Consider the following 19,772-nt stretch of genomic DNA (forward strand, 5'->3'; position numbering starts at 1 on the left):
AGGCTAAATACTCATCATCGACCGATAGTGAACTAGTACCGTGAGGGAAAGGCGAAAAGAACCCCGGGAGGGGAGTGAAATAGATCCTGAAACCGCGTGCTTACAAAAAGTAGGAGCCTCGTAAGGGGTGACTGCGTACCTTTTGTATAATGGGTCAGCGACTTACATTCAGTGGCAAGGTTAACCGAATAGGGAAGCCGTAGAGAAATCGAGTCCGAATAGGGCGATCAGTCGCTGGGTGTAGACCCGAAACCAAGTGATCTATCCATGGCCAGGATGAAGGTGCCGTAACAGGTACTGGAGGTCCGAACCGACTAGTGTTGCAAAACTAGCGGATGAGCTGTGGATAGGGGTGAAAGGCTAAACAAACTTGGAAATAGCTGGTTCTCTCCGAAAACTATTTAGGTAGTGCCTCAAGTATTACCTTCGGGGGTAGAGCACTGTTTTGGCTAGGGGGTCATGGCGACTTACCAAACCAAGGCAAACTCCGAATACCGAAGAGTACAGCTTGGGAGACAGAGCACCGGGTGCTAACGTCCGGACTCAAGAGGGAAACAACCCAGACCGCCAGCTAAGGTCCCTAAAATTGGCTAAGTGGGAAACGAAGTGGGAAGGCTAAAACAGTCAGGATGTTGGCTTAGAAGCAGCCATCATTTAAAGAAAGCGTAATAGCTCACTGATCGAGTCGTCCTGCGCGGAAGATGTAACGGGGCTAAGCCAGTTACCGAAGCTGCGGATTTGCAATTTATTGCAAGTGGTAGGAGAGCGTTCTGTAAGCCTGTGAAGGTGCGTTGTAAAGCGTGCTGGAGGTATCAGAAGTGCGAATGCTGACATGAGTAGCGTTAAAGGGGGTGAAAAGCCCCCTCGCCGTAAGCGCAAGGTTTTCTACGCAACGTTCATCGGCGTAGAGTGAGTCGGCCCCTAAGGCGAGGCAGAGATGCGTAGCTGATGGGAAACAGGTCAATATTCCTGTACCGATATATAGTGCGATGTGGGGACGGATCTTAATAGGTCATCCGGGTGTTGGATATCCCGGTTTAGTTGGATGTAGGCGTGCATTAGGCAAATCCGGTGCACATATACCGAGGCCAACGATCGAGCGAGCTTGCTCGCGAAGTGACTGAACGAGGTTCCAGGAAAAGCCACTAAGCTTCAGCTATATACGACCGTACCGCAAACCGACACTGGTGCGCGAGATGAGTATTCTAAGGCGCTTGAGAGAACTCAGGAGAAGGAACTCGGCAAATTGACACCGTAACTTCGGAAGAAGGTGTGCCCTATTAGTGTGTAGTGAACAACGAAGCATGAATGGGTTGCAAAAAATCGGTGGCTGCGACTGTTTATTAAAAACACAGCACTCTGCAAACACGAAAGTGGACGTATAGGGTGTGACGCCTGCCCGGTGCTGGAAGATTAAATGATGGGGTGCAAGCTCTTGATTGAAGTCCCAGTAAACGGCGGCCGTAACTATAACGGTCCTAAGGTAGCGAAATTCCTTGTCGGGTAAGTTCCGACCTGCACGAATGGCGTAACGATGGCCACACTGTCTCCTCCTGAGACTCAGCGAAGTTGAAATGTTTGTGATGATGCAATCTCCCCGCGGAAAGACGGAAAGACCCCATGAACCTTTACTGTAGCTTTGTATTGGACTTTGAACAGATCTGTGTAGGATAGGTGGGAGGCTTTGAAGCAGGGTCGCTAGATCTTGTGGAGCCAACGTTGAAATACCACCCTGGTGTGTTTGAGGTTCTAACCTAGGTCCATTATCTGGATCGGGGACAGTGCATGGTAGGCAGTTTGACTGGGGCGGTCTCCTCCCAAAGCGTAACGGAGGAGTTCGAAGGTACGCTAGTTACGGTCGGACATCGTGACGATAGTGCAATGGCATAAGCGTGCTTAACTGCGAGACTGACAAGTCGAGCAGATGCGAAAGCAGGACATAGTGATCCGGTGGTTCTGTATGGAAGGGCCATCGCTCAACGGATAAAAGGTACTCTGGGGATAACAGGCTGATACCGCCCAAGAGTTCATATCGACGGCGGTGTTTGGCACCTCGATGTCGGCTCATCTCATCCTGGGGCTGTAGCCGGTCCCAAGGGTATGGCTGTTCGCCATTTAAAGAGGTACGTGAGCTGGGTTTAAAACGTCGTGAGACAGTTTGGTCCCTATCTTCCGTGGGCGCTGCAGATTTGAGGAAGCCTGCTCCTAGTACGAGAGGACCGGAGTGGACACACCTCTGGTGTATCGGTTGTCACGCCAGTGGCATTGCCGAGTAGCTAAGTGTGGAAGAGATAACCGCTGAAAGCATCTAAGCGGGAAACTCGTTTCAAGATGAGATCTGCCGGGGCCTTGAGCCCCCTAAAGAGTCGTTCAAGACCAGGACGTTGATAGGTCAGGTGTGGAAGCGCAGTAATGCGTTAAGCTAACTGATACTAATTGCTCGTGCGGCTTGACCCTATAACTTTGATCAATCAGATCAAGGTGTTATGCCAAGTTGACGCATTCAAAATAATTCGCCAAAAGCTGATTCCAAACTCTATGAATTCGTTTGCCTGATCATGTGATCAGACAGACAACAAGTTATGCCTGATGACCATAGCGACGTGGTACCACTCCTTCCCATCCCGAACAGGACAGTGAAACGCGTCAGCGCCGATGATAGTGCGGGTTCCCGTGTGAAAGTAGGTCATCGTCAGGCTCTTACAGCCAGGAAAAGCCCAACACGGTGTGTTGGGCTTTTTTCTTTGCAGCCTTAAAAAAGCGCGTCATCTTTCGGTGACGCGCTTTTTTTATTCCAGCGGACAAAGATCAGATATTGCGGATGCCTGAGGAGTCCATCTCCGCCGCCCCTGCGCCGATCAGCTCGTGCAAGACGTCTCCGGCCAACTGCGCCAATTCCGCATCGGCAAAGAAGCGCGAACGAACGATATCCAGATACGGCGTGCTGCGAACCCAGGCTTCCCAGTTCTCAAGGGCAATGGACTGCACCTCCAGCAGCTTGAACTTCATCAGCACCTTGATGGCGTGCCGCGCGTGCTTCACGGGATCGCGCTGAAGACCCTCGAGTCGGCGGCGCGCCGTGGCCAGGGCTTTGTCGACATCACTGAAGACCGGGCCGTGGCCGGGGATTACCTGCAGCGGCCCCAGCGCCTCGATCCGATCCAGCGTCGCAGCCATATCGCCGAACGCCGGTTCGCCCGCAAGCTCAGGAAAGGCAACGCCAAAGCCGTTCTCCCACAGGGCATCCGCCGAGATCAGCATCCGTGAAGCGGGATCGAAGAGGATGATCGAGTGGGGATCGTGGCCAGGCGCGCCATGCACCTGCCACGGACTGTCGCCGAGCATGCATTCGGTCCCAGGCTGCAAGAGCCCCGTGAACCGGAACCGCGGGCAGATCTGTCCCGTCGCTAGAAAACTCAGCCCGCGCTCATCCCACCGCTCCACCAATGCCGCCTCGCCGGGTGGAATGTCCGTCCGGATCGCGGGGTAGCGCTGCTGCAGCGCCGCGTTGCCGCCGCAATGGTCGCTGTGCAGATGCGTATTCACGATGCGGTCGAGCGGCCTGCCGCCCAGCGCGGATTCGACCAGTGCAAGTGTCTGATCGGCATGCGTGCTGTACCCGGTGTCGACCAGCGCGGTCTCGCCGGCCCCAATGAACAGGATGTTGTTCGACGACAGCCAGCCGCGCTCGAAGACCAGGAGATTCGCCGGCAGCCCGGCCGCGGCGAGCTCCTTCATTCAGGCGCCCGCGCTGGTGCGCAACTCGCGCCGCAGGATCTTCCCGACATTGGTCTTCGGCAGCGAGTCGCGGAATTCGATGTGCTTGGGCCGCTTGTAGCCGGTGAGTTGTCCATTGCAGTATTGCAGCACGGCCTCTTCGGTGAGCGCCGCGTCCTTGCGCACGACGAAGACCTTGATCGCCTCGCCCTGCTTTTCGTCCGGCACACCGACGGCCGCGCATTCGACGACGCCAGGACAGAGCGAAATCACGTTCTCCAGTTCGTTCGGAAAGACGTTGAAGCCGCTCACCAGGATCATGTCCTTCTTGCGGTCGACGATGCGGCTGTAGCCGTCCTCCTGCATGACGGCAATGTCGCCCGTGCGCATGAAACCATCGGCGGTGAAGGCGGCCGCGGTTTCGGCGGGCTGGTTGTAGTAGCCGGTCATGACGTTGGGCCCCCTGATGCAAAGCTCGCCCGGCGTACCGATGGGCAGGGAGTTGCCTTCGTCGTCCTTGATGGCGATCTCGATGCTCGGCAGCGGCAAGCCGATGGTGCCTGTGAAGCTGGTGTTCGACACCGGATTGTTGGTGCCGATCGCGCAGGTCTCGCTCATGCCCCAGCCTTCGATCATCGGGCAGCCGGTGGCCTCGAACCAGCGCCGCGCTGTGCCTTCGGAGGCGGCCATACCGCCCGCCTGCGAGACGAACAGCGTGGAGAAGTCGATCGACTTGAACTCGGGATGCATCAACAGCGCATTGAAGAGCGTGTTCACTGCGGGCAGCATGTGGAAGGGGCGCTTCTTGAGTACTGCGATGAACTTGTCGAAATCGCGCGGATTGGGGATCAGCGTCATGTGCGAGCCCTGGCGGATGACCAGGAGGCAGAGCGTGAGCGCGAAGATGTGATACAGCGGCAGCGCCGCGATGCTGTTGACCTTGGCCAGGTCGCCCGCCCGCGACAGCGCCGGCGTGAACCAGGCCTCCGCCTGCAGCGTGGCCGCGACGATGTTGCGGTGGGTCAGCACCGCGCCCTTGGACAGGCCCGTCGTGCCGCCGGTGTACTGCAGGAAGGCGATCGAATCGAGCGTGCTCTGGTCCGGCGCCAGGGCGCGTCCGCGTCCCTCCTCGATGACCTTGGAGAAAGGCGTGACGCTGCGGCCGTTGCCCAGGGGCAGCTTGTACGGCGGCACCATCTTCGCCAGGTGGCGGACCGCCACCGTGATCCAGGCGCCATAGAGCCCGCCGAGCAGGTCGCCCATCGAAGTGACGACCACGTGCTTGACGGGCGTGCGCTCGATCACCTGTTCCAGCGTTGCGGCGAAGTTCTCGAGGATGACGATGGCCGTGGCGCCCGAATCTTTGAGCTGGTGCTCGAGTTCGCGCGCCGTGTAGAGCGGATTGACGTTGACGCAGATATAGCCGGCGCGGAGCACGCCGCACATCGTGACAGCGAACTGGGGCACATTGGGCAGCATGATGGCGACCCGTGCGCCGGGCTCGAGGCCCAGCGACTGCAGCCATGCGCCCAGGGCCGTCGACAGGGCGTCGAGCTCGCGATAGGACATCCAGCGTTCCATGCAGACCGAGAACGGCCGATCGGCATAGCGGGCGAAGGCCTCGTCGAACATGTGGGGCAGGGACCGGTACTGCCCGGGGTCGATCTCGTGCGGCACGCCGGCCGGGTAGTTCTGTCGCGCGGATGTCTGCATGCAAGCTCCTTTTGCGCGGATTGTGGGAGCCAGACACATCTGGCCGCCAGCGGGCTTGTCCTAGGAGCGGTGCATGCGCTGTCGCGCATGCGATAGCGCGCGGCAGCGCATGCTTGCCGCGGCAGTCAGGTTTTGGGGAACGACTTCAGGCCTGGCCGGACTCGCCCGGCAACAGCACTCCGGCCGGAATGTCGGGCAATGCGTCGAGCGCCTGGTAGAGCGGCGTGAAGTCGGGTGCCGTGAGGTCGAAGAGCTGCGCGAAGCTCTCGATCACGAAGTAGTTGCTCTGGTAGGTGTCGATCTTGTAGCGCGTGCGCATGGTGCGCAGCAAGTCGAGCGGCAGCCGGTGCGGCTCGCCGCTGCGCACGGCATGCTGCAGTTCGCCGACGGAGCTCAGGATGCCGGCGCCGTATGCGCGCAGGCCGTTCGGCTGCCGGATCAGGCCGAACTCGACCGTGTACCAGTACAGCCGCGCGAGCTTTTCGCCCGCGCCGAGCTCGTGCGCCTTGATGCCCCCCTGGCCATAGCGCTGCACGTAGTCGGCAAAGACCGGGTCGAACAGCATCGGCACATGGCCGAACAGGTCGTGAAACACGTCGGGCTCGACGATGTAGTTGAACTCCTCCGGCTTGCGGATCCAGTCGGTCACCGGAAACTTGCGGTTCGCAAGCAAGCTGAAGAACGGCAGCTCGGGAATCAGCCCCGGCACCGCGACGATCTCCCAGCCGGTGGCGCGGTGCAGCCGCTCGTTGATTTCCTCGAAGCGCGGGATGCGGTCCTTCACGCCCAGCAAGGGCAGCGCCTTGATGAATGCATCGCAGGCCAGGCCCGGCAGCTGCGCAGCCTGCCGCTCGTAGAGCCGCTTGTAGGTCTCGTGGTCGGCCGGCGTGTAGCTGGCCCAGTCCTGCGGGCAGGTGTAGTCGGCAAGCACCGCCCCGCCGCGCGAGTAGTCGCCGCGCGGCGGACGGTCCGAGGCGCCGTAGACGGCGGGCGTGGCGACAGCGGCTGCTGCAGGGGTGTCCATAAGAATGCTCTCTCTGATTACTTGAGCCAGCGGTCCATCACCCGCTGGAAGTCGCCGCCGGCTTTCTGCAGGTGCAGCCATTGGTCGACGTACGCCTTGAAGGCCACGTCGTCGCGCGGCAGCATCCAGGCCATTTCGCCGTATTGCAGCGGCTTGTCGGGATTGATCGCGCACAGGCCCGGCTTGAGCTTCTGCTGCGTGATGGCCTCGGCGGATTCGGTCACGAACACGTCGGCGCGGTTGGACAGGATCTCGTCGAAGATCGTCACGTTCTCGCCGTGCAGCGTGAGCCTGGCCTGCTTGAAGTTGGCGCGCGCAAAGCGCTCGTTGCTGCCGCCCGGATTGAAGATCACCCGCGTGGAAGGCTTGTCGATGTCGGCCACGCTCTGGTATTTGGCGACGTCGGCGCAGCGCGCAATGGGCGCCTTGCCGTTCACCATGTAGGGCGCGCTGAAGAAGGCGCGCTTTTGCCGGTCGGTGGTCACGGAAACGCCGCCCACGGCGATGTCGCACTTGCCGGCGCTGAGGTCGGGCAGCAGGTTGGCCCAGGTGGTCTTGACCCACTCGGGCTTCGCGCCGAGGCTGGCGCTGAAGCCCGTCATGAGATCGACGTCGATGCCCTCGAACGTGCCGTCGGCCTTCTGGAAGCTGAAGGGCTTGTAGTCGCCCGGCGTGCAGATGCGCAGCGCCGCCGCCTTCTGCACCGTGTCGAGGTGCGAGCCTGCCGCGGGGGTGGCCGGCGCCATGGCGCAGCCCGAAAGAAGAACAACGGCGGCTGCCGCGGTGAGGGTCAAGCCGATCGAGAACGTGCTGCGCATGGAGGCTCCTGGCCAGTGAAAAAGGCGCTTATTTTGCGGCCGACAGCACGCCGCGGCGCATCTGGTCGAGCTCGATGCTTTCGAACAGCGCCTTGAAGTTGCCGTTGCCGAAGCCGTCGTCGCCCTTGCGCTGGATGAACTCGAAGAAGATCGGGCCGAGCTGGTTCTCGCTGAAGATCTGCAGCAGCAGCGCGTCCTTCTTGCCATCGATCAGGATCTTGCGCGTCTGCAGCTCGGCCACGCTTTCGCCGTGGCCGGGAATGCGCTTGTCGACCAGCTCGTAGTAGGTGTCGATGGTGTCGAGCAGCTTGACGCCGTTGGCGCGCAGCGCGTCGACCGTCTCGTACAGGTTGTCCGAGCCCATCGCGATGTGCTGGATGCCTTCGCCGTGGTACATGTCCAGGTACTCCTGGATCTGGCCGGCCTGCTCCTTGCCCTCCTCATTGATGGGGATGCGGATCTTGCCGCAGGGGCTGGTCATGGCCTTGCTCTTCACGCCGGTCACCTGGCCTTCGATGTCGAAGTACTTGATCTCGCGGAAGTTGAAGAGCTTCTCGTAGAAGCCGGCCCACACGTTCATGCGGCCGCGGTACACGTTGTGCGTGAGGTGGTCGATGTAGGTCAGGCCGTTGCCCTTGGGCGCCAGCGCATCCTGCGAGGCCACGCCCGGCAGCGGCTCGAAGTCGACGTCGTAGAAGCCGATGTTGCCGATGTCGCCCGGCTTCGCGCCGTTCTTGCCGGGCCAGCGGTCGACCAGGTAGATCAGGCTGTCGCCGATGCCCTTGATGGCGGGAATGTTCAGTTCGCCCGGACCCGCCTTGTCGGCAAAGCCCCAGGCGCCGAGCGAGATCGCGCGCTCGTAGGCCTGCTTGGCGTCCTGCACGCGGAAGGCGATGGCGCAGACGCTCGGGCCGTGTTCGCGCGCAAAGCGCTGCGCGAACGAATCGGGCTCGGCGTTGACGATGAAATTGATCGTGCCCTGGCGGTACAGCAGCACGTTCTTGTGGCGGTGCCGTGCCACGGCCTTGAAGCCCATGCGCTCGAACACCTTGCCCATCGCGACCGGATCCGGTGCCGCGTACTCGATGAATTCGAAGCCGTCGGTTCCCATGGGGTTCTCCCAAGGCGTGAAGGCGGGGGCGTCGGTGTGGCTCATGTGTGAGGTCTCCAGAAGTGGGGTTCGAATGAATGAGAGAGCGAACGAATGGGCGAAAACGGCCAGTGCTGCACTGTAGAGCGGATGCCACTCACGTTTTCTGCATTATTGGGCGCCGAGAAGAGACGTGGCGCAATAAAACTGCGAAAATGGAGAAATGGAAGCACTCGACAAGATTGATAGGCTAATTTTGCGCACGCTGCAAGCAGACGGGCGCGCCACCTACGACCAGATCGCCGAGCAGGTCAGCCTTTCTCCCAGCGCCGTGCTTCGGCGCGTCAAGCGGCTGGAGGAGAGCGGGGTCATCGACCGCTACGTCGCGCTCGTGCGCCCTGAAGTCATCGGCCTGGGCCTGACGGCCTATCTCAATGTGCGCCTCGAAAAGCACACCGAAACCCACAAGCGCAACCCGATGGACCTGTTCCGCGCCAGCGTGCAGACCTGGCCCGAAGTGGTCGAGTGCGCCGCCCTCACCGGCGACATGGACTACCTGCTGCGCGTGGTGGTCGCCGACATGGGGCACTACAGCCGCTTCATCATGGACACCCTGCTCAAGCACCCCAGCGTGGAAGATTGCAAGACCAGTTTCGTGCTGGACCGTGTCAAGGCCACAACAGCCGTGCCGGTTTAGCCACCCAATGGTTGCGTGAACGACACGCTCTCTGGTATTGGTTCACAAATGTCGCCAGAAAGTACCCCTGCAATCTTGGTGTTTAAGGGAAAACCCTTATATTTGAGCCATGCTTACCGCCAAGACCCTCCTGAAGGCGTCTCTCGGCCTCGGCTCTTTCCTGAAGGCGCCGATGGTTGAGGCGCAACCACGCGCGGCCTCCTCGCCGCCACCCGTCATGGTGCCGATCCGCTCGATCGGCCCGCGCGAGCGCGACCGCATCGCGCAGCACCTGCTGGCACTCACGCCGCACGACCGCTACCTGCGCTTCGGCTATGCCGCGGGCGACGAGCAGGTGCAGCGCTACGTCGACGGGCTCGATTTCGAGCGCGACGAGCTCTTCGGCATCTACAACCGCCGGCTCGACCTGATCGCCATGGCCCACCTGGCATTTGCACCGGACGAGCAGCACAGCGACTGCGCCGAATTCGGCGTGTCGGTGGCCGCGCATGCGCGTGGCCGCGGCTATGGGGCGCGTCTCTTCGAGCGGGCCGTGGTCGTGGCGCGCAACGAAGGCGTGGGCATGCTGTTCATCCATGCGCTGAGCGAAAACGCCGCCATGCTGAAGATCGCCCGCAACGCCGGTGCCACCGTGGTGCGCAGCGGCTCGGAATCGGAGGCGCACCTGCAGCTGCCGAGCGCCACCTTCGACAGCCGCATGAGCGAAATCGCGCTCGAGCAGTACGCGGCGGTCGACTACCACCTCAAGACCCGCGCCAAGCAGTTCTGGGCCTTCCTGGCCAGCCTGCAGGAAGTGCGCAGCGGCATGCGGGACGCGCGCAGCAAATCCGCGCCCTGAGTACCCGGAAACGGCTTGTGACGGCCGTGCGGTAGAGCCTGTCATGCGCAATCCGGTATCCTTGTATCTCTTCAACTACGCCTCCCGCAGTGGCCGACCCTCACCCTGAACGCGCACCCGTCGAACGGGAAGACAAGCGCGGCTTTCTCCAGAAGCTGGCCGAATTCATCCATCCCGGTCCCGACTCGCGCGACGAGCTGATCGAAACCCTCGCGGATGCCGAGGACAACGAGGTGATCGGCGCCGAGTCGCGCGTCATGCTCGAGGGCGTGCTGCGCATGGCCGACATGACGGCCGGCGACGTGATGGTCGCGGCCCCGCGCATGGACCTGGTGAACATCGACGCGCCCTTCGACGCGCTGCTGCACCTGGTCATCGACACCGCGCACTCGCGCTTCCCAGTGTACGAGGGCGAGAAGGAAAACATCATCGGCATCCTGCTCGCGAAGGACCTGCTCAAGCTGCAGCGCGCGCCGGGGCTCAACATCCGCGCGCTGCTGCGGCCCGCGACCTTCATCCCCGAGAGCAAGGGCCTGAACGACCTGCTGCGCGAGTTCCGCGGCAACCGCAACCACCTGGCCATCGTGATCGACGAGTTCGGCCGCGTGGCCGGCCTCATCACCATCGAGGACGTGCTCGAGCAGATCGTCGGCGAGATCGAGGACGAGTTCGACATTGCCGAGGACGAGGGCGACATCTTCGGCCTGGCCGACCACACCTACCGCGTCTCGGGCGACACGCCGATCGAGCGCGTGGCCGAGGCCTTCGGCATCGTCTTCGACGAAGAACAGCTGAGCGAAGACTTCGACACCATCGGCGGGCTCATCGCACACGAGATGGGCCACGTGCCCAAGCGCGGCGAGCACCACGCGATCGGCGGCTTCGACTTCGTGGTGCTGCACACCAAGGGCGGGGCCGTGCGCTGGTTCAAGGTGTCCCCGGCCCGCGGCAGCGACGCGGCCGACTGATGCCGCTGCCGGCAGCGGCCACGCTGCGCACCTCACCCGCCTTTTCCGCCGTGGGCCTGCTGCGCCTGCTGGGCTTTGCCTTCGCGGGCCTCGCGCAGGCCGCGGCCATTGCCTGGCCCGCGAACGGCCGGCCGCTGTGGTGGCTGCAGCTCTTTTCGCTGGCCGTGCTCGTCGGCCTGCTGGACTGGCTGCGCGCCGAAGGTGCGGGCTGGCGCCGCGCCGGGCTGCATAGTTGGCTCTTCTCGACCGCCTGGCTCACGGGCAGCTTCTGGTGGCTCTTCATCTCGATGCACACCTACGGCGGGCTGGCGGCGCCGCTCGCGGCCATTGCGGTGCTGCTGCTGGCGGCCGCGCTCGGGCTGTATTACGCAGCGGCCTGCGCCTGGTTCGTGGTTCGCGGGCCGCGCGGGCCGGTGGCCGGCGCGGTGGTGTTCGCCGCGCTGTGGACGCTGGCCGAGCTCGTGCGCGGCAGCTGGTTCACCGGCTTTCCCTGGGGCGCGGGTGGCTATGCGCATGTCGAGGGGCCGCTGGCGGCCTGGGCGCCGTGGATCGGCGTGTACGGCATTGGCGCCGTTGCCGCGCTCATGGCGGCGCTTGTCGCCCTGACCCGGCCCGCGCGCAGCATCGTGTTCGCGCAGGCCCTGGTGCTTGTCGCTGCCGGATTCGCCACGCCGCATCTCGTGGCACCGCTTTCCGGAGATGTGCAGGGCGCCAAGGGGTCGAGCGGCAAGCTGCAGCTCGCACTGCTGCAGGGCAACATCCCGCAAGACGAAAAATTCATTCCCGGCGGCGGCATCGACCTGGCGCTGCGCTGGTATGGCGAACAGCTGCGCGATGCCAAGGCCTCGCTCGTGGTGACGCCCGAGACCGCATTGCCGCTGCTGCCGCAGCAACTGCCCGCGGGCTACCTGGAGGCCATCCAGTCGCGCTACAGCCAAGGCTCGCAGGCCGCGATCGTCGGCCTGCCGCTGGGCGGCCAGGGCACCTACAGCAACGCGGTGCTCGGCTTCCAGCCCGGCGCGGCGCAGCCCTACCGCTACAGCAAGCACCACCTCGTTCCGTTCGGCGAATTCATTCCGCCGGGTTTTCGCTGGTTCATCCGCATGATGAACATTCCGCTCGGCGACTTTGCGCGCGGCGGCCTGGCGCAGGCGCCCTTTGCCTGGCAGGGCCAGCGCATTGCGCCGAACATCTGCTACGAAGACCTGTTCGGCGACGAGATCGGCGCCAACTTCAAGGACCAGGCCACGGCGCCGACCATCCTGCTCAACGTGAGCAACATCGCGTGGTTCGGCAACTCGGTGGCCATCGACCAGCACCTGGCCATCTCGCGCATGCGCTCGCTCGAATTCGCGCGGCCGATGGTGCGGGCCACCAACACCGGTGCCACGGTGGTGATCGATGCAGAAGGCCGCGTCACGCACCAGCTGCCGCGCCTTACGCGCGGCGTGCTCGAGGCCTCGGTCGAAGGCCGCACGGGGCTCACGCCCTATGCGCGCTGGGTGGCGCCCTTCGGGCTGTGGCCGATCTGGATCGCGGCGATTGCCGTGGTGGCCATCGCCTTCGTGCTGCGCCGCCGCCGGGGCTGACCCGGCGGCGCCACTTGATCGTCAGGCTGTCGCCGGCACGGCCTTCACGGGCCAGTCGCGCAGCTTGCCCGGGTTCAGCAGGCCCAGCGGGTCGAAGCGCTTCTTCATCTCGATGACCTCGGGCGGCAGCGGTCCCCCCGCCTTGCCGTCTTCCACGATGTTCACGTGCGGATTGTTGATGTGCACGCCGTATGCGCGGTGAATGTCGATGATCTCCGCGAGCCGCTCCTCGGTGCTGAAGCGCACCAGCTGGAGCCCGCTGCAGGTCATGAGCCCGGCCACGTTGCGGATGAACTCGGTGTGCATCAGCACCTCGCCGCCGAACAATTGCTCCATTTCGATGATCTGCTCGACGTGCCGGCCCGGCACGAAGCCGCTCTGCAGGTAGGTGAGCGTCGGGTCGACCTTCAGCGCATGCAGCGTGGTGTGGTTCCAGGTGAATTCCATCAGCGTGCGGTTGCTCTTCTGCACCTCGGCCGCGGTCCTGCGGTAGCTCGCCGTGCCGCCGTGCGCCTCGGCCAGCTGCAGCATCGCCGGCTCGCAGGATTCGGCCACCAGCGACAGCACCGTGTGGCAGCCTTTGGGCAGGTGTGCCGCAAGCTGTGCCAGGTGGTCCGGAATCGGCGCGGCGAAGAAGGCGATCTCCCGCTTCACGATGCCCGGCGCATTCGCGAGCTTGTCGGCGAAGTGCAGCGCGTCCGCAAAATTGTCGAAGCTCACCAGCGTCTCGAGCCAGGGATGCGCGGGCGCGAGTGCGATCTCCAGCTCCAGCACCAGGCCGTTGGTGCCCCAGAGGTGGTGCATGCGCATGGCCTCGGCGCCGCGCAGCTCGACCATCTGCGGCTCGGGCTCGATGGTCATCGCGCGGATGCCGAGCACGTTGCCGGGCGCACCCAGCGGCCCGTAGTTGATGGAACCCACGCCGCCGAAGCCGCCGCCGAACAGGCCGCCGAGCGTGGCGCTGCGGTAGGTGGAGGGCATGCTGCGCATCTCCTGGCCCGAGGGCCTGGTCTGCTTCTCGAGTTCGCCCAGGCGGATGCCGGCCTGCGCACGGGCCACGCCGGGCTTCACCCACAGGAAGGCGTTGTAGCCCGTCATGTCGAGCACCACGCCGCCCGCGAGCGGCGTGGTCTGGCCGTAGTTGCCGGTGCCGCTGCCGCGCAGGGTGATCGGCACGCCGCGGCGCGCGCAGGCGCCGACCACCGCGCGGATCTCGTCCTCGGTGCGCGGACGCACGGCCACGTCGGCGCGCTTGTCCTTCAGCTGGCGGTTCAGCACGGGGCTGAACCACGAGAAGTCCTGCGACAGGCGCGTGACGCGGCCCTCGTCGGTGATCCAGTCGAGCTCGGGCAGTTCGAGCAGCAGCTGTTCGATGGCGGAAATGGAAGCATTCATGGTCAAGGTTTTCAATCCTGGGAAAGTTCGCTCGCGTGCCACGAGCCCAGGGCCAGCCTGGTGAGCCAGGCCATCAGCACGAAGAGCGCGACGCCGGTCAGCGAGATCAAGAGCAAGGCCGCGAACATGCGCGGAATGTTGAGCTGGAAGCCGGCCTGGAGGATCTGGTAGGCCAGCCCCGCGCCGGAGCCGCCGGTGCCGGCCACGAACTCGGCCACCACCGCGCCGATCAGCGCCAGGCCGCTCGAGATTCGAAGTCCGCCAAAGAAGTACGGCAGCGCGCTCGGAATGCGCAGCCGCACCAGCTGCTGCCAGCGCGTCGCGCGGTTGAGCTTGAAGTAGCTCTGCAGGTCGGGGTCGATGCTGCGCAGGCCGAGCGTGGTGTTGCTGATGATCGGGAACAGCGCCACCAGCGCGGCGCACACTGTCATCGCCGCCACCGGGTTCTTCACCCAGATGATGATGAGCGGCGCCACCGCCACGATGGGCGTCACCTGCAGCAGCACCGCATACGGAAAGAGCGCGGTCTCGATGCGCTTGCTCTGCACGAACAGGAACGAGATCAGCACCCCGGCCACGGTGGCCAGCAGGAAGGACAGCAGCGTGATCTTGAGCGTGACCAGCAATGCGTTGCCGAGTGGCGCCCAGTCGCTGACGAGCGTCTGCACCATGAGGAAGGGCGAGGGCACCAGGTAGGGCGGCAGCTCCAAGGCCACCACCATCCACTGCCACAGCGCAACCAGCACCACGCCGATGAGCACGGGGTAGAGCACGCGCTGCACGCGCGGCTGGCTCAGGAGGGGCGGGCTCTTCATCGTGCGTGCTCCTCGTCGGCCTGGCTGGCGCGCAGCAGGCTGTCCTGCAGGCGCCGGGCGTGGCGCGCGAATTCCGGCGTCACCATGAAGTCGGGCGTGCGCGGGTAGGGCTCGTCGATGTGGAACTGTTCCACCACGCGGCCCGGCCGCGCGGCCATCATCACCACGCGGGTCGACAGGAACACCGCCTCGTGGATCGAGTGCGTCACGAAGATCACCGTAAGCTTCTTCTTGCGCCAGAGGTCGAGAAGGTCGGCATCGAGCTTGTGGCGCGTGATCTCGTCGAGCGCGCCGAAGGGCTCGTCCATCAGCAGCAGGTCGGGCTGCGTGACGAGGCCGCGCGCGATCGACACGCGCATCTGCATGCCGCCCGAGAGCGCGCGCGGCAATGCATCGGCAAACTTCTCGAGCCCCACCAGCGCGAGCGATTCCATCACCCGCGCATCGGCCTCCTTGCGCGGCACGCCGGCCAGGTCGAGCGGCAGCCGCACGTTGGTACGCACGCTGGCCCACGGCATCAGCGTGGCCGACTGAAAGACGAAAGACAGCTTGTGCGGGCAGCTGTGGATCTCCGCCACAGGCTTGCGCCACACGAGCAGCCGCCCGTCGCTCGGCTCGAGCATGCCCGCCACCATCTTGAGCAGCGTGCTCTTGCCGCAGCCCGAAGGCCCGAGCAGCGTGACGAACTCGCCTTCGGCGATCGACAGGTCCACCGGCAGCAGCGCCTGCGTGCCGTTGGGATAGGTCTTCTCGGCCGAGAGCACTTCCACCGCGGGCACGGCAGGCACCGCGGGCGGCGCGAGGGTGTGGGGTTCGATGCGGTTCATGGATGGATGGCTCAGGGCAAGACCTTGGCGTCCTTCACGAACTCGGTGGTGTAGGTCTTGGCCAGCTCCACCTTCGCCGGGTCGAGCAGCTTGGCGGCGACGAGGAAGTCGTAGCTCGCCTTGGAACGTGCATCGGTGATCACGCCGATGCCGAGCTTGGCCGCATCGCCGCCGGTGACCATGCCCATTTCCTTGAGCTTGGCCACGCTGTAGGCCAGCTGGTCGTCGGTCATGTTGGGGTTGTCCTTCTTGATCAGCGCATTGGCGGGCGCCGGGTCGGCGAGGTAGCTCTTCCAGCCCTCGGCCGATGCCTTCACGAAGGCCTCCACCTGCTTGCTGCGGTCCTTGACGGTCTTTTCCATGCACGACACCGTGGTGGCGTAGGCCGGGAAGCCGTGGTCGCTGAACATCAGCACCGTGCTCTTCACGCCGGCCTTCTGGATCGCGTAGGGCTCCGAGGTCAGGTAGCCCTGCTGCGCGGTGTTCTTATCGGCCACGAAGGGCTGGATGTTGAAGGTGTAGGGGCGCGTCTGTTCGTCGGTGAAGCCGAACTTGGCCTTGAGCCACGGCCAGTAGCCGCGGTTGGCCTGCGCGCCGATCAGCAGCGTCTTGCCCTTGAGGTCCTCGAACTTCTTGACGTCGTCGTGCGCGATCAGCACCTGAGGGTCCTTCTGGAAGAAGGCCGCCACGTTGACCACCGGCACGCCGCCTTCGCGCACCTGCATCATCTGGATGTCGCTCGAACCCATGATGCAGTCGGCCTGGCCCGCGGCCATCATCTGCGTGATGTTGACCTGCGGGCCGCCCATCTTGATGGTCACGTCGAGGCCGTGCTTCTTGTAGATGCCCAGCGCCACCGCCTGGTAGAAGCCGCCGTGCTCGGCCTGCGCATACCAGTTGGTCATGTAGGTGAACTTGTCTTGCGCCTGGGCCGGTGCGGCAGCGGCGAACAGTGCGAGCGCGGCGGCGCCGGCCACGGAAAGAGCGAAGGAGCGCATGGTGTGAACCTCTCGAAGGCTGGTGAAGGAAGGGGTGGAAGAACGGCGATGAAGCGGATGCAAGTAGCGCGCCTCAGGCGGCCTCGAACGACTGCTGGATGAAGCCCTGCTGGTGGCCGCGCTCCCAGGTGGCTTCCTCGCGCACGACCCAGCGCAGCGCATGCAGCTCGGTCAGCGCCTGTGCCCAGCTGCCTGCGAGCGTGTCCAGGATCTCTTCTCCCTGTTCGCGCGTGGCCGTGGTCGGGTCGCCGATCACGCCGCTCGGGCCGAAGTCGCGCGCGGTCCAGGCGCAGGCCGGGCGGCCATCGGCCGACAGCAGCTTGATCGGAAACGGCGGCGGAAAGTTGGCGACGGCGCGTTCCATGTGGACCGTCTCGGGCGCGAGCGCGAGCATCAGTGCGGTCTCGGAATGGCCGGCATGCATCGCGAGCTTCTTCTCCTGCTCGCTCACCTGCTTGCTGGCCGCGCTGGGCAGGCGCGACACGCCATGCGGCACCACCACGAAGTCGCCATGCCGCAGCCGCAGTTCGCGCGCCGCCATCTCCAGCACCTGCGGCTGGCCGCCATGGCCGTTGGCGAACAGCAGCTTGCGAAAGCCCGCGCGGTAGACCGACTCGCCGATCTCGGTCACGGTCGACAAGAGCGTGGTGCCGGTCAGCGTCATGGTGCCCGGAAAGTGCAGGTGCTCTTCCGACTTGCCATAGGTGATGGTGGGCAGCGCGAAGGCACGCACCTCGGCGGGCAGCTTCTCGAGCGCCTTGCCCATCACGCCCGAGGCGATCACGCTGTCGACCGAGCAGGGCAGGTGCGGGCCGTGCTGCTCGATGGCGCCGCAGGGCAGCACGATGACCGTGTTCTCGCGGTCGGGCAGCGCGGCGATTTCGGTCCAGCTCAGGTAGGGCAGGAAGCGGTGGGGCGGAATGTAGCCGTGGAGCATGGAGGTCCTTGTTTGTCAGCGGGGAAGGAAGGGCGCCGCATCGCCATGTGTGACGCGGCCGTCGCGCAGCACCACGCGGGTGGCGCTGCGCGACGGCCAGCCATGGCGGTCGGCCTGGGTGAACAGCACGAGGTCGGCCTTGGCACCGGCCAGCGCGGGCGCCGCCGTGGCGGGGGCGCGCTGCAGCCAGTCGCCGCGGCACAGCGCCTGCGACCAGTCGTCGAAGGGATCGGCCAACTGCGCGGCGAGCGCGGCGGTGCCCAGCGCCTCGACCGGGTCGAAGCTGCCAAGGCGGCAGAACGGGTCTTGCACGTTGTCGCTTGCGAACAGCAGCGGGATGCCGCGCTTGCGCGCTTCCTTCACCAGCGTGAGGCCGCGCAGGCGCGGCGTGCGGCCCGTCACCGCGTCCTGCAGCAGCAGGTTGGTGGCGGGCAGCGAGACGATGGTGATCGGCGCGCTTGCGACGGCATCGAGCGTGGCAAGGGCCTCGGCCTCGGGCTGGGCGGCCAGCGCGCAGACGTGGCCGCAGACCACGCGGCCCTCGAAGCCGATCTCGCGCAGGATGCGGGCGGTGGTTTGCAGGCCGACCGCCGCGGAATTCAGTTCTTCATCGACGTGCAGGTCGACGTCCAGATCGCAGGCCTGCGCCGCCACCAGCAGGTTGCGCAGCGCGTTCGCGCTCCAGTTGGTGGAGTGCACGAAGCCGCCGAGCAACGCATGCGGCCCCGTGGCCTTCACCTGCCTGGCGAGCCGCAGAGCCTGCGCCGCGTCCTCGAACAGCGGCAGCTTGATCAGGCTGACCTGCTCCAGCCGCACCCTGCCGGTCCATTCCTGCGCGAGCTCGGCCATCACGGGCCAGGCCAGCGGCACCGCATCGGGCTCCCACCAGTCGACATGCGTGCGCAGCTGCGTGGTGCCGCATTCCCAGGCCCACTGCAGGCCGCGTGCGGCGCGCTCGTGCACATCGGCGGACGTCCAGTGCACGCGGTCGGCCAGCATCGCATCGATGGCGCCGAGCAGGCCGGGCTGCACCTTTTTCATGCGCGGCAGCGTGAAGGCCTTGTCCAGGTGCGTGTGGGCGTCGACGAAGCCCGGCAGCACGAGCGTGCCGGCCAGGTCCCACGCTTCGGGGGAGGACCCGTCCTGGCCGGAAGCAGGCCGCAGCGACTGCACGCGCCCGGCCTCGAGCGCAATGCGCGCCAGCACCGGCACGCCGTCGCGCTCGGGCCAGCCGGCCGGCAGCAGCCAGCGCGGCAGGCGCGCGTTGTCGAGCAGGGCGGGCGTCTTCATGCGAAACGCGCCATTGCAGCGCCGACCCGTGCCATGAAACGCTTGAGCTGGGGCTCGGTCGCCACGTTCATGTGGTAGTGGGCGTGGTAGTCCACCTTGGCGCGCCGGCCCGTGAGCCGCAGCATGTAGCGCGTGACGATCTTGCGCGGCGGATCGCCCATGTACCAGGCCATCCAGCGCGGCCGCCCGTAGGTGACCACGGCGCTGATGCGCCGGATGTGCGTGAGCATCGGCTTCACGTGGGCCGGGTCGCTGATGTCGAAGGCCACCCCCGGCATGAAGAGCCGGTCGAAGTAGCCCTTGAGCATCGCGGGAAGGCCGAAACACCAGGTCGGAAAGCAGAACACGAGGCCCTCGGCCCACTGCAGCCGCTCCACGTAGGGCTTGAGCGGCAGCTGGTTGGCCGGCACCTCGTGATAGCCGAGCCGCTCCTCGCGCGAAAGCACCGGATCGAAGCCTTCGGCATACAGATCGCAGTCGTCCACCTCGTGCCCGGCCGCGCGCAGGTTCTTCAGCACCTCCTGGTGCAGGGCGGCGTGAAAGCTGGTTTCGACCGGATGGCAGTAGACGACGAGCACGCGCATGAATTTGACCGCTTAATCAGAGCAAGTGGTCAGGTTATGCAAGCGACGTGCCAGTCCGGATGCACCGGACTGGGGAGCGGGCGCTGCCCGCGGCTGTTGCGGCTACGCGGCCTTGCGCGGCCAGAGCCGCACCGCGAGCGCGGCGGCAGCCGTGCCAGTCGCGAGCCCTGTCACTCCGGCCCAGCCCCACTGCGCGAGCGCCAGCGCACCCAGCGCCGAGCCGGCCGCCATGCCGGTGAACATGCTGGTGAACAGCACCGCATTGAGGCGGCTGCGCGCACCGGGCTCGATGCCGTAGACGATGGTCTGGTGCGCGATCAGCGCCGCCTGCATGCCCAGGTCGAAGCCGACCGCAGCCAGCGCCAGCAGCCAGAGCTGCGCATGCGGCGCCATCAGCGGCGCCAGGCCCATGGCCGCGAACGACGCCACCACCAGCCCGGCACCCAGGCGCGTCACCAGCTCCGGCCCGCGG

Annotated in this window: 16 protein-coding genes, 2 rRNA genes and 1 pseudogene (1 of these 19 only partly in view); 6 read left to right on the top strand and 13 right to left on the bottom strand. The window is 64.8% G+C overall.

The annotated features are described in order from the left end of the window. A 23S ribosomal RNA gene (locus tag IB278_RS29730) occupies nt 1-2,457 on the top strand; it begins 416 nt to the left of the window's first position. A gap of 128 nt (nt 2,458-2,585) precedes the next feature. Then, nucleotides 2,586-2,698, top strand: a 5S ribosomal RNA gene (gene rrf / locus IB278_RS29735). 110 nt (nt 2,699-2,808) lie between these two features. On the opposite strand, the gene IB278_RS29740 is transcribed toward rrf, so the two are convergent. The 5 genes from IB278_RS29740 to hppD all read right to left on the bottom strand — a co-directional run bounded on the left by IB278_RS29740 (nt 2,809) and on the right by hppD (nt 8,428). After that, nucleotides 2,809-3,738: an MBL fold metallo-hydrolase gene (locus tag IB278_RS29740; protein ID WP_145739862.1), complete on the bottom strand. Its 930-nt coding sequence runs from the start codon at nt 3,736-3,738 to the stop codon at nt 2,809-2,811. Then, entirely contained in the window at nt 3,739-5,430 is a 1,692-nt protein-coding gene (locus tag IB278_RS29745) for an AMP-binding protein (RefSeq protein ID WP_145739864.1), read from the bottom strand. A gap of 145 nt (nt 5,431-5,575) precedes the next feature. Continuing rightward, nucleotides 5,576-6,454, bottom strand: coding sequence for a phenylalanine 4-monooxygenase (gene phhA, locus IB278_RS29750; protein WP_192327472.1), 879 nt, complete (start codon nt 6,452-6,454; stop codon nt 5,576-5,578). A gap of 17 nt (nt 6,455-6,471) precedes the next feature. Continuing rightward, nucleotides 6,472-7,272, bottom strand: a complete 801-nt coding sequence (locus tag IB278_RS29755) for a transporter substrate-binding domain-containing protein (protein WP_145739868.1) — start codon at nt 7,270-7,272, stop codon at nt 6,472-6,474. 28 nt (nt 7,273-7,300) lie between these two features. After that, nucleotides 7,301-8,428, bottom strand: a complete 1,128-nt coding sequence (gene hppD / locus IB278_RS29760; protein WP_192327475.1) for a 4-hydroxyphenylpyruvate dioxygenase — start codon at nt 8,426-8,428, stop codon at nt 7,301-7,303. A 157-nt stretch (nt 8,429-8,585) separates the two neighbouring features. On the opposite strand from hppD, the gene IB278_RS29765 reads away from it, so the two are divergent. From IB278_RS29765 to lnt, 4 genes are all read left to right on the top strand, one after another. Then, nucleotides 8,586-9,059, top strand: a complete 474-nt coding sequence (locus tag IB278_RS29765) for an Lrp/AsnC family transcriptional regulator (protein ID WP_028254383.1) — start codon at nt 8,586-8,588, stop codon at nt 9,057-9,059. Nucleotides 9,060-9,168: 109 nt separating this feature from the next. After that, nucleotides 9,169-9,897 carry a GNAT family N-acetyltransferase gene (locus tag IB278_RS29770; RefSeq protein ID WP_025569549.1) on the top strand — a complete coding sequence of 243 codons (729 nt, stop codon included), beginning with the start codon at nt 9,169-9,171 and terminating at the stop codon, nt 9,895-9,897. A gap of 89 nt (nt 9,898-9,986) precedes the next feature. Continuing rightward, nucleotides 9,987-10,865: an HlyC/CorC family transporter gene (locus IB278_RS29775; protein WP_015867524.1), complete on the top strand. Its 879-nt coding sequence runs from the start codon at nt 9,987-9,989 to the stop codon at nt 10,863-10,865. After that, a complete protein-coding gene (lnt, locus tag IB278_RS29780) occupies nt 10,865-12,454 on the top strand; it encodes an apolipoprotein N-acyltransferase (protein ID WP_192327479.1) in 1,590 nt (529 codons plus the stop codon). Before IB278_RS29775 ends, lnt begins: the two co-directional genes overlap by 1 nt. 21 nt (nt 12,455-12,475) lie before the next feature. On the opposite strand, the gene IB278_RS29785 is transcribed toward lnt, so the two are convergent. The 8 genes and pseudogenes from IB278_RS29785 to IB278_RS29820 all read right to left on the bottom strand — a co-directional run. Continuing rightward, nucleotides 12,476-13,849 (bottom strand): FAD-binding oxidoreductase, encoded by a 1,374-nt coding sequence (locus IB278_RS29785; protein WP_192327482.1) that lies wholly within the window; start codon nt 13,847-13,849, stop codon nt 12,476-12,478. An 11-nt stretch (nt 13,850-13,860) separates the two neighbouring features. Next, the gene (locus IB278_RS29790) at nt 13,861-14,664 is read right to left on the bottom strand and encodes an ABC transporter permease (protein ID WP_145739878.1); all 804 of its coding nucleotides are present in this window, start codon (nt 14,662-14,664) and stop codon (nt 13,861-13,863) included. Beyond that, on the bottom strand, nt 14,661-15,491 hold the full coding sequence (locus IB278_RS29795; protein ID WP_145739880.1) for an ABC transporter ATP-binding protein: 831 nt from the start codon (nt 15,489-15,491) through the stop codon (nt 14,661-14,663). The genes IB278_RS29790 and IB278_RS29795 overlap by 4 nt, the downstream gene beginning before the upstream one ends. An 11-nt stretch (nt 15,492-15,502) precedes the next feature. Continuing rightward, nucleotides 15,503-16,489: an ABC transporter substrate-binding protein gene (locus tag IB278_RS29800; protein ID WP_192327485.1), complete on the bottom strand. Its 987-nt coding sequence runs from the start codon at nt 16,487-16,489 to the stop codon at nt 15,503-15,505. A 73-nt stretch (nt 16,490-16,562) separates the two neighbouring features. Next, nucleotides 16,563-17,426 carry a creatininase family protein gene (locus IB278_RS29805; RefSeq protein WP_145739884.1) on the bottom strand — a complete coding sequence of 288 codons (864 nt, stop codon included), beginning with the start codon at nt 17,424-17,426 and terminating at the stop codon, nt 16,563-16,565. 15 nt (nt 17,427-17,441) lie between these two features. Continuing rightward, on the bottom strand, nt 17,442-18,716 hold the full coding sequence (locus tag IB278_RS29810) for an amidohydrolase family protein (protein WP_192327487.1): 1,275 nt from the start codon (nt 18,714-18,716) through the stop codon (nt 17,442-17,444). Then, nucleotides 18,713-19,300 carry an NAD(P)H-dependent oxidoreductase gene (locus IB278_RS29815; protein ID WP_145739891.1) on the bottom strand — a complete coding sequence of 196 codons (588 nt, stop codon included), beginning with the start codon at nt 19,298-19,300 and terminating at the stop codon, nt 18,713-18,715. Before IB278_RS29815 ends, IB278_RS29810 begins: the two co-directional genes overlap by 4 nt. A 102-nt stretch (nt 19,301-19,402) precedes the next feature. Further along, nucleotides 19,403-19,772: pseudogene (locus tag IB278_RS29820) on the bottom strand (MFS transporter); the annotation flags it as partial.

The organism is Variovorax sp. VRV01 (genome assembly GCF_014852545.1).
GTDB classification, from domain to species: Bacteria; Pseudomonadota; Gammaproteobacteria; order Burkholderiales; family Burkholderiaceae_C; genus Variovorax; species Variovorax beijingensis_A.

What these genes read in the sequence shown, in the direction of transcription:
- IB278_RS29810 (WP_192327487.1), bottom strand. Translation starts at nt 18,716, where the DNA reads ATGAAGACGCCCGCCCTGCTCGACAACGCGCGCCTGCCGCGCTGGCTG.
- IB278_RS29745 (WP_145739864.1), bottom strand. Translation starts at nt 5,430, where the DNA reads ATGCAGACATCCGCGCGACAGAACTACCCGGCCGGCGTGCCGCACGAG.
- IB278_RS29765 (WP_028254383.1), top strand. Translation starts at nt 8,586, where the DNA reads ATGGAAGCACTCGACAAGATTGATAGGCTAATTTTGCGCACGCTGCAA.
- IB278_RS29800 (WP_192327485.1), bottom strand. Translation starts at nt 16,489, where the DNA reads ATGCGCTCCTTCGCTCTTTCCGTGGCCGGCGCCGCCGCGCTCGCACTG.
- lnt (WP_192327479.1), top strand. Translation starts at nt 10,865, where the DNA reads ATGCCGCTGCCGGCAGCGGCCACGCTGCGCACCTCACCCGCCTTTTCC.
- IB278_RS29805 (WP_145739884.1), bottom strand. Translation starts at nt 17,426, where the DNA reads ATGCTCCACGGCTACATTCCGCCCCACCGCTTCCTGCCCTACCTGAGC.
- IB278_RS29815 (WP_145739891.1), bottom strand. Translation starts at nt 19,300, where the DNA reads ATGCGCGTGCTCGTCGTCTACTGCCATCCGGTCGAAACCAGCTTTCAC.
- IB278_RS29770 (WP_025569549.1), top strand. Translation starts at nt 9,169, where the DNA reads ATGCTTACCGCCAAGACCCTCCTGAAGGCGTCTCTCGGCCTCGGCTCT.
- IB278_RS29795 (WP_145739880.1), bottom strand. Translation starts at nt 15,491, where the DNA reads ATGAACCGCATCGAACCCCACACCCTCGCGCCGCCCGCGGTGCCTGCC.
- IB278_RS29740 (WP_145739862.1), bottom strand. Translation starts at nt 3,738, where the DNA reads ATGAAGGAGCTCGCCGCGGCCGGGCTGCCGGCGAATCTCCTGGTCTTC.
- hppD (WP_192327475.1), bottom strand. Translation starts at nt 8,428, where the DNA reads ATGAGCCACACCGACGCCCCCGCCTTCACGCCTTGGGAGAACCCCATG.
- IB278_RS29790 (WP_145739878.1), bottom strand. Translation starts at nt 14,664, where the DNA reads ATGAAGAGCCCGCCCCTCCTGAGCCAGCCGCGCGTGCAGCGCGTGCTC.
- IB278_RS29755 (WP_145739868.1), bottom strand. Translation starts at nt 7,272, where the DNA reads ATGCGCAGCACGTTCTCGATCGGCTTGACCCTCACCGCGGCAGCCGCC.
- phhA (WP_192327472.1), bottom strand. Translation starts at nt 6,454, where the DNA reads ATGGACACCCCTGCAGCAGCCGCTGTCGCCACGCCCGCCGTCTACGGC.
- IB278_RS29785 (WP_192327482.1), bottom strand. Translation starts at nt 13,849, where the DNA reads ATGAATGCTTCCATTTCCGCCATCGAACAGCTGCTGCTCGAACTGCCC.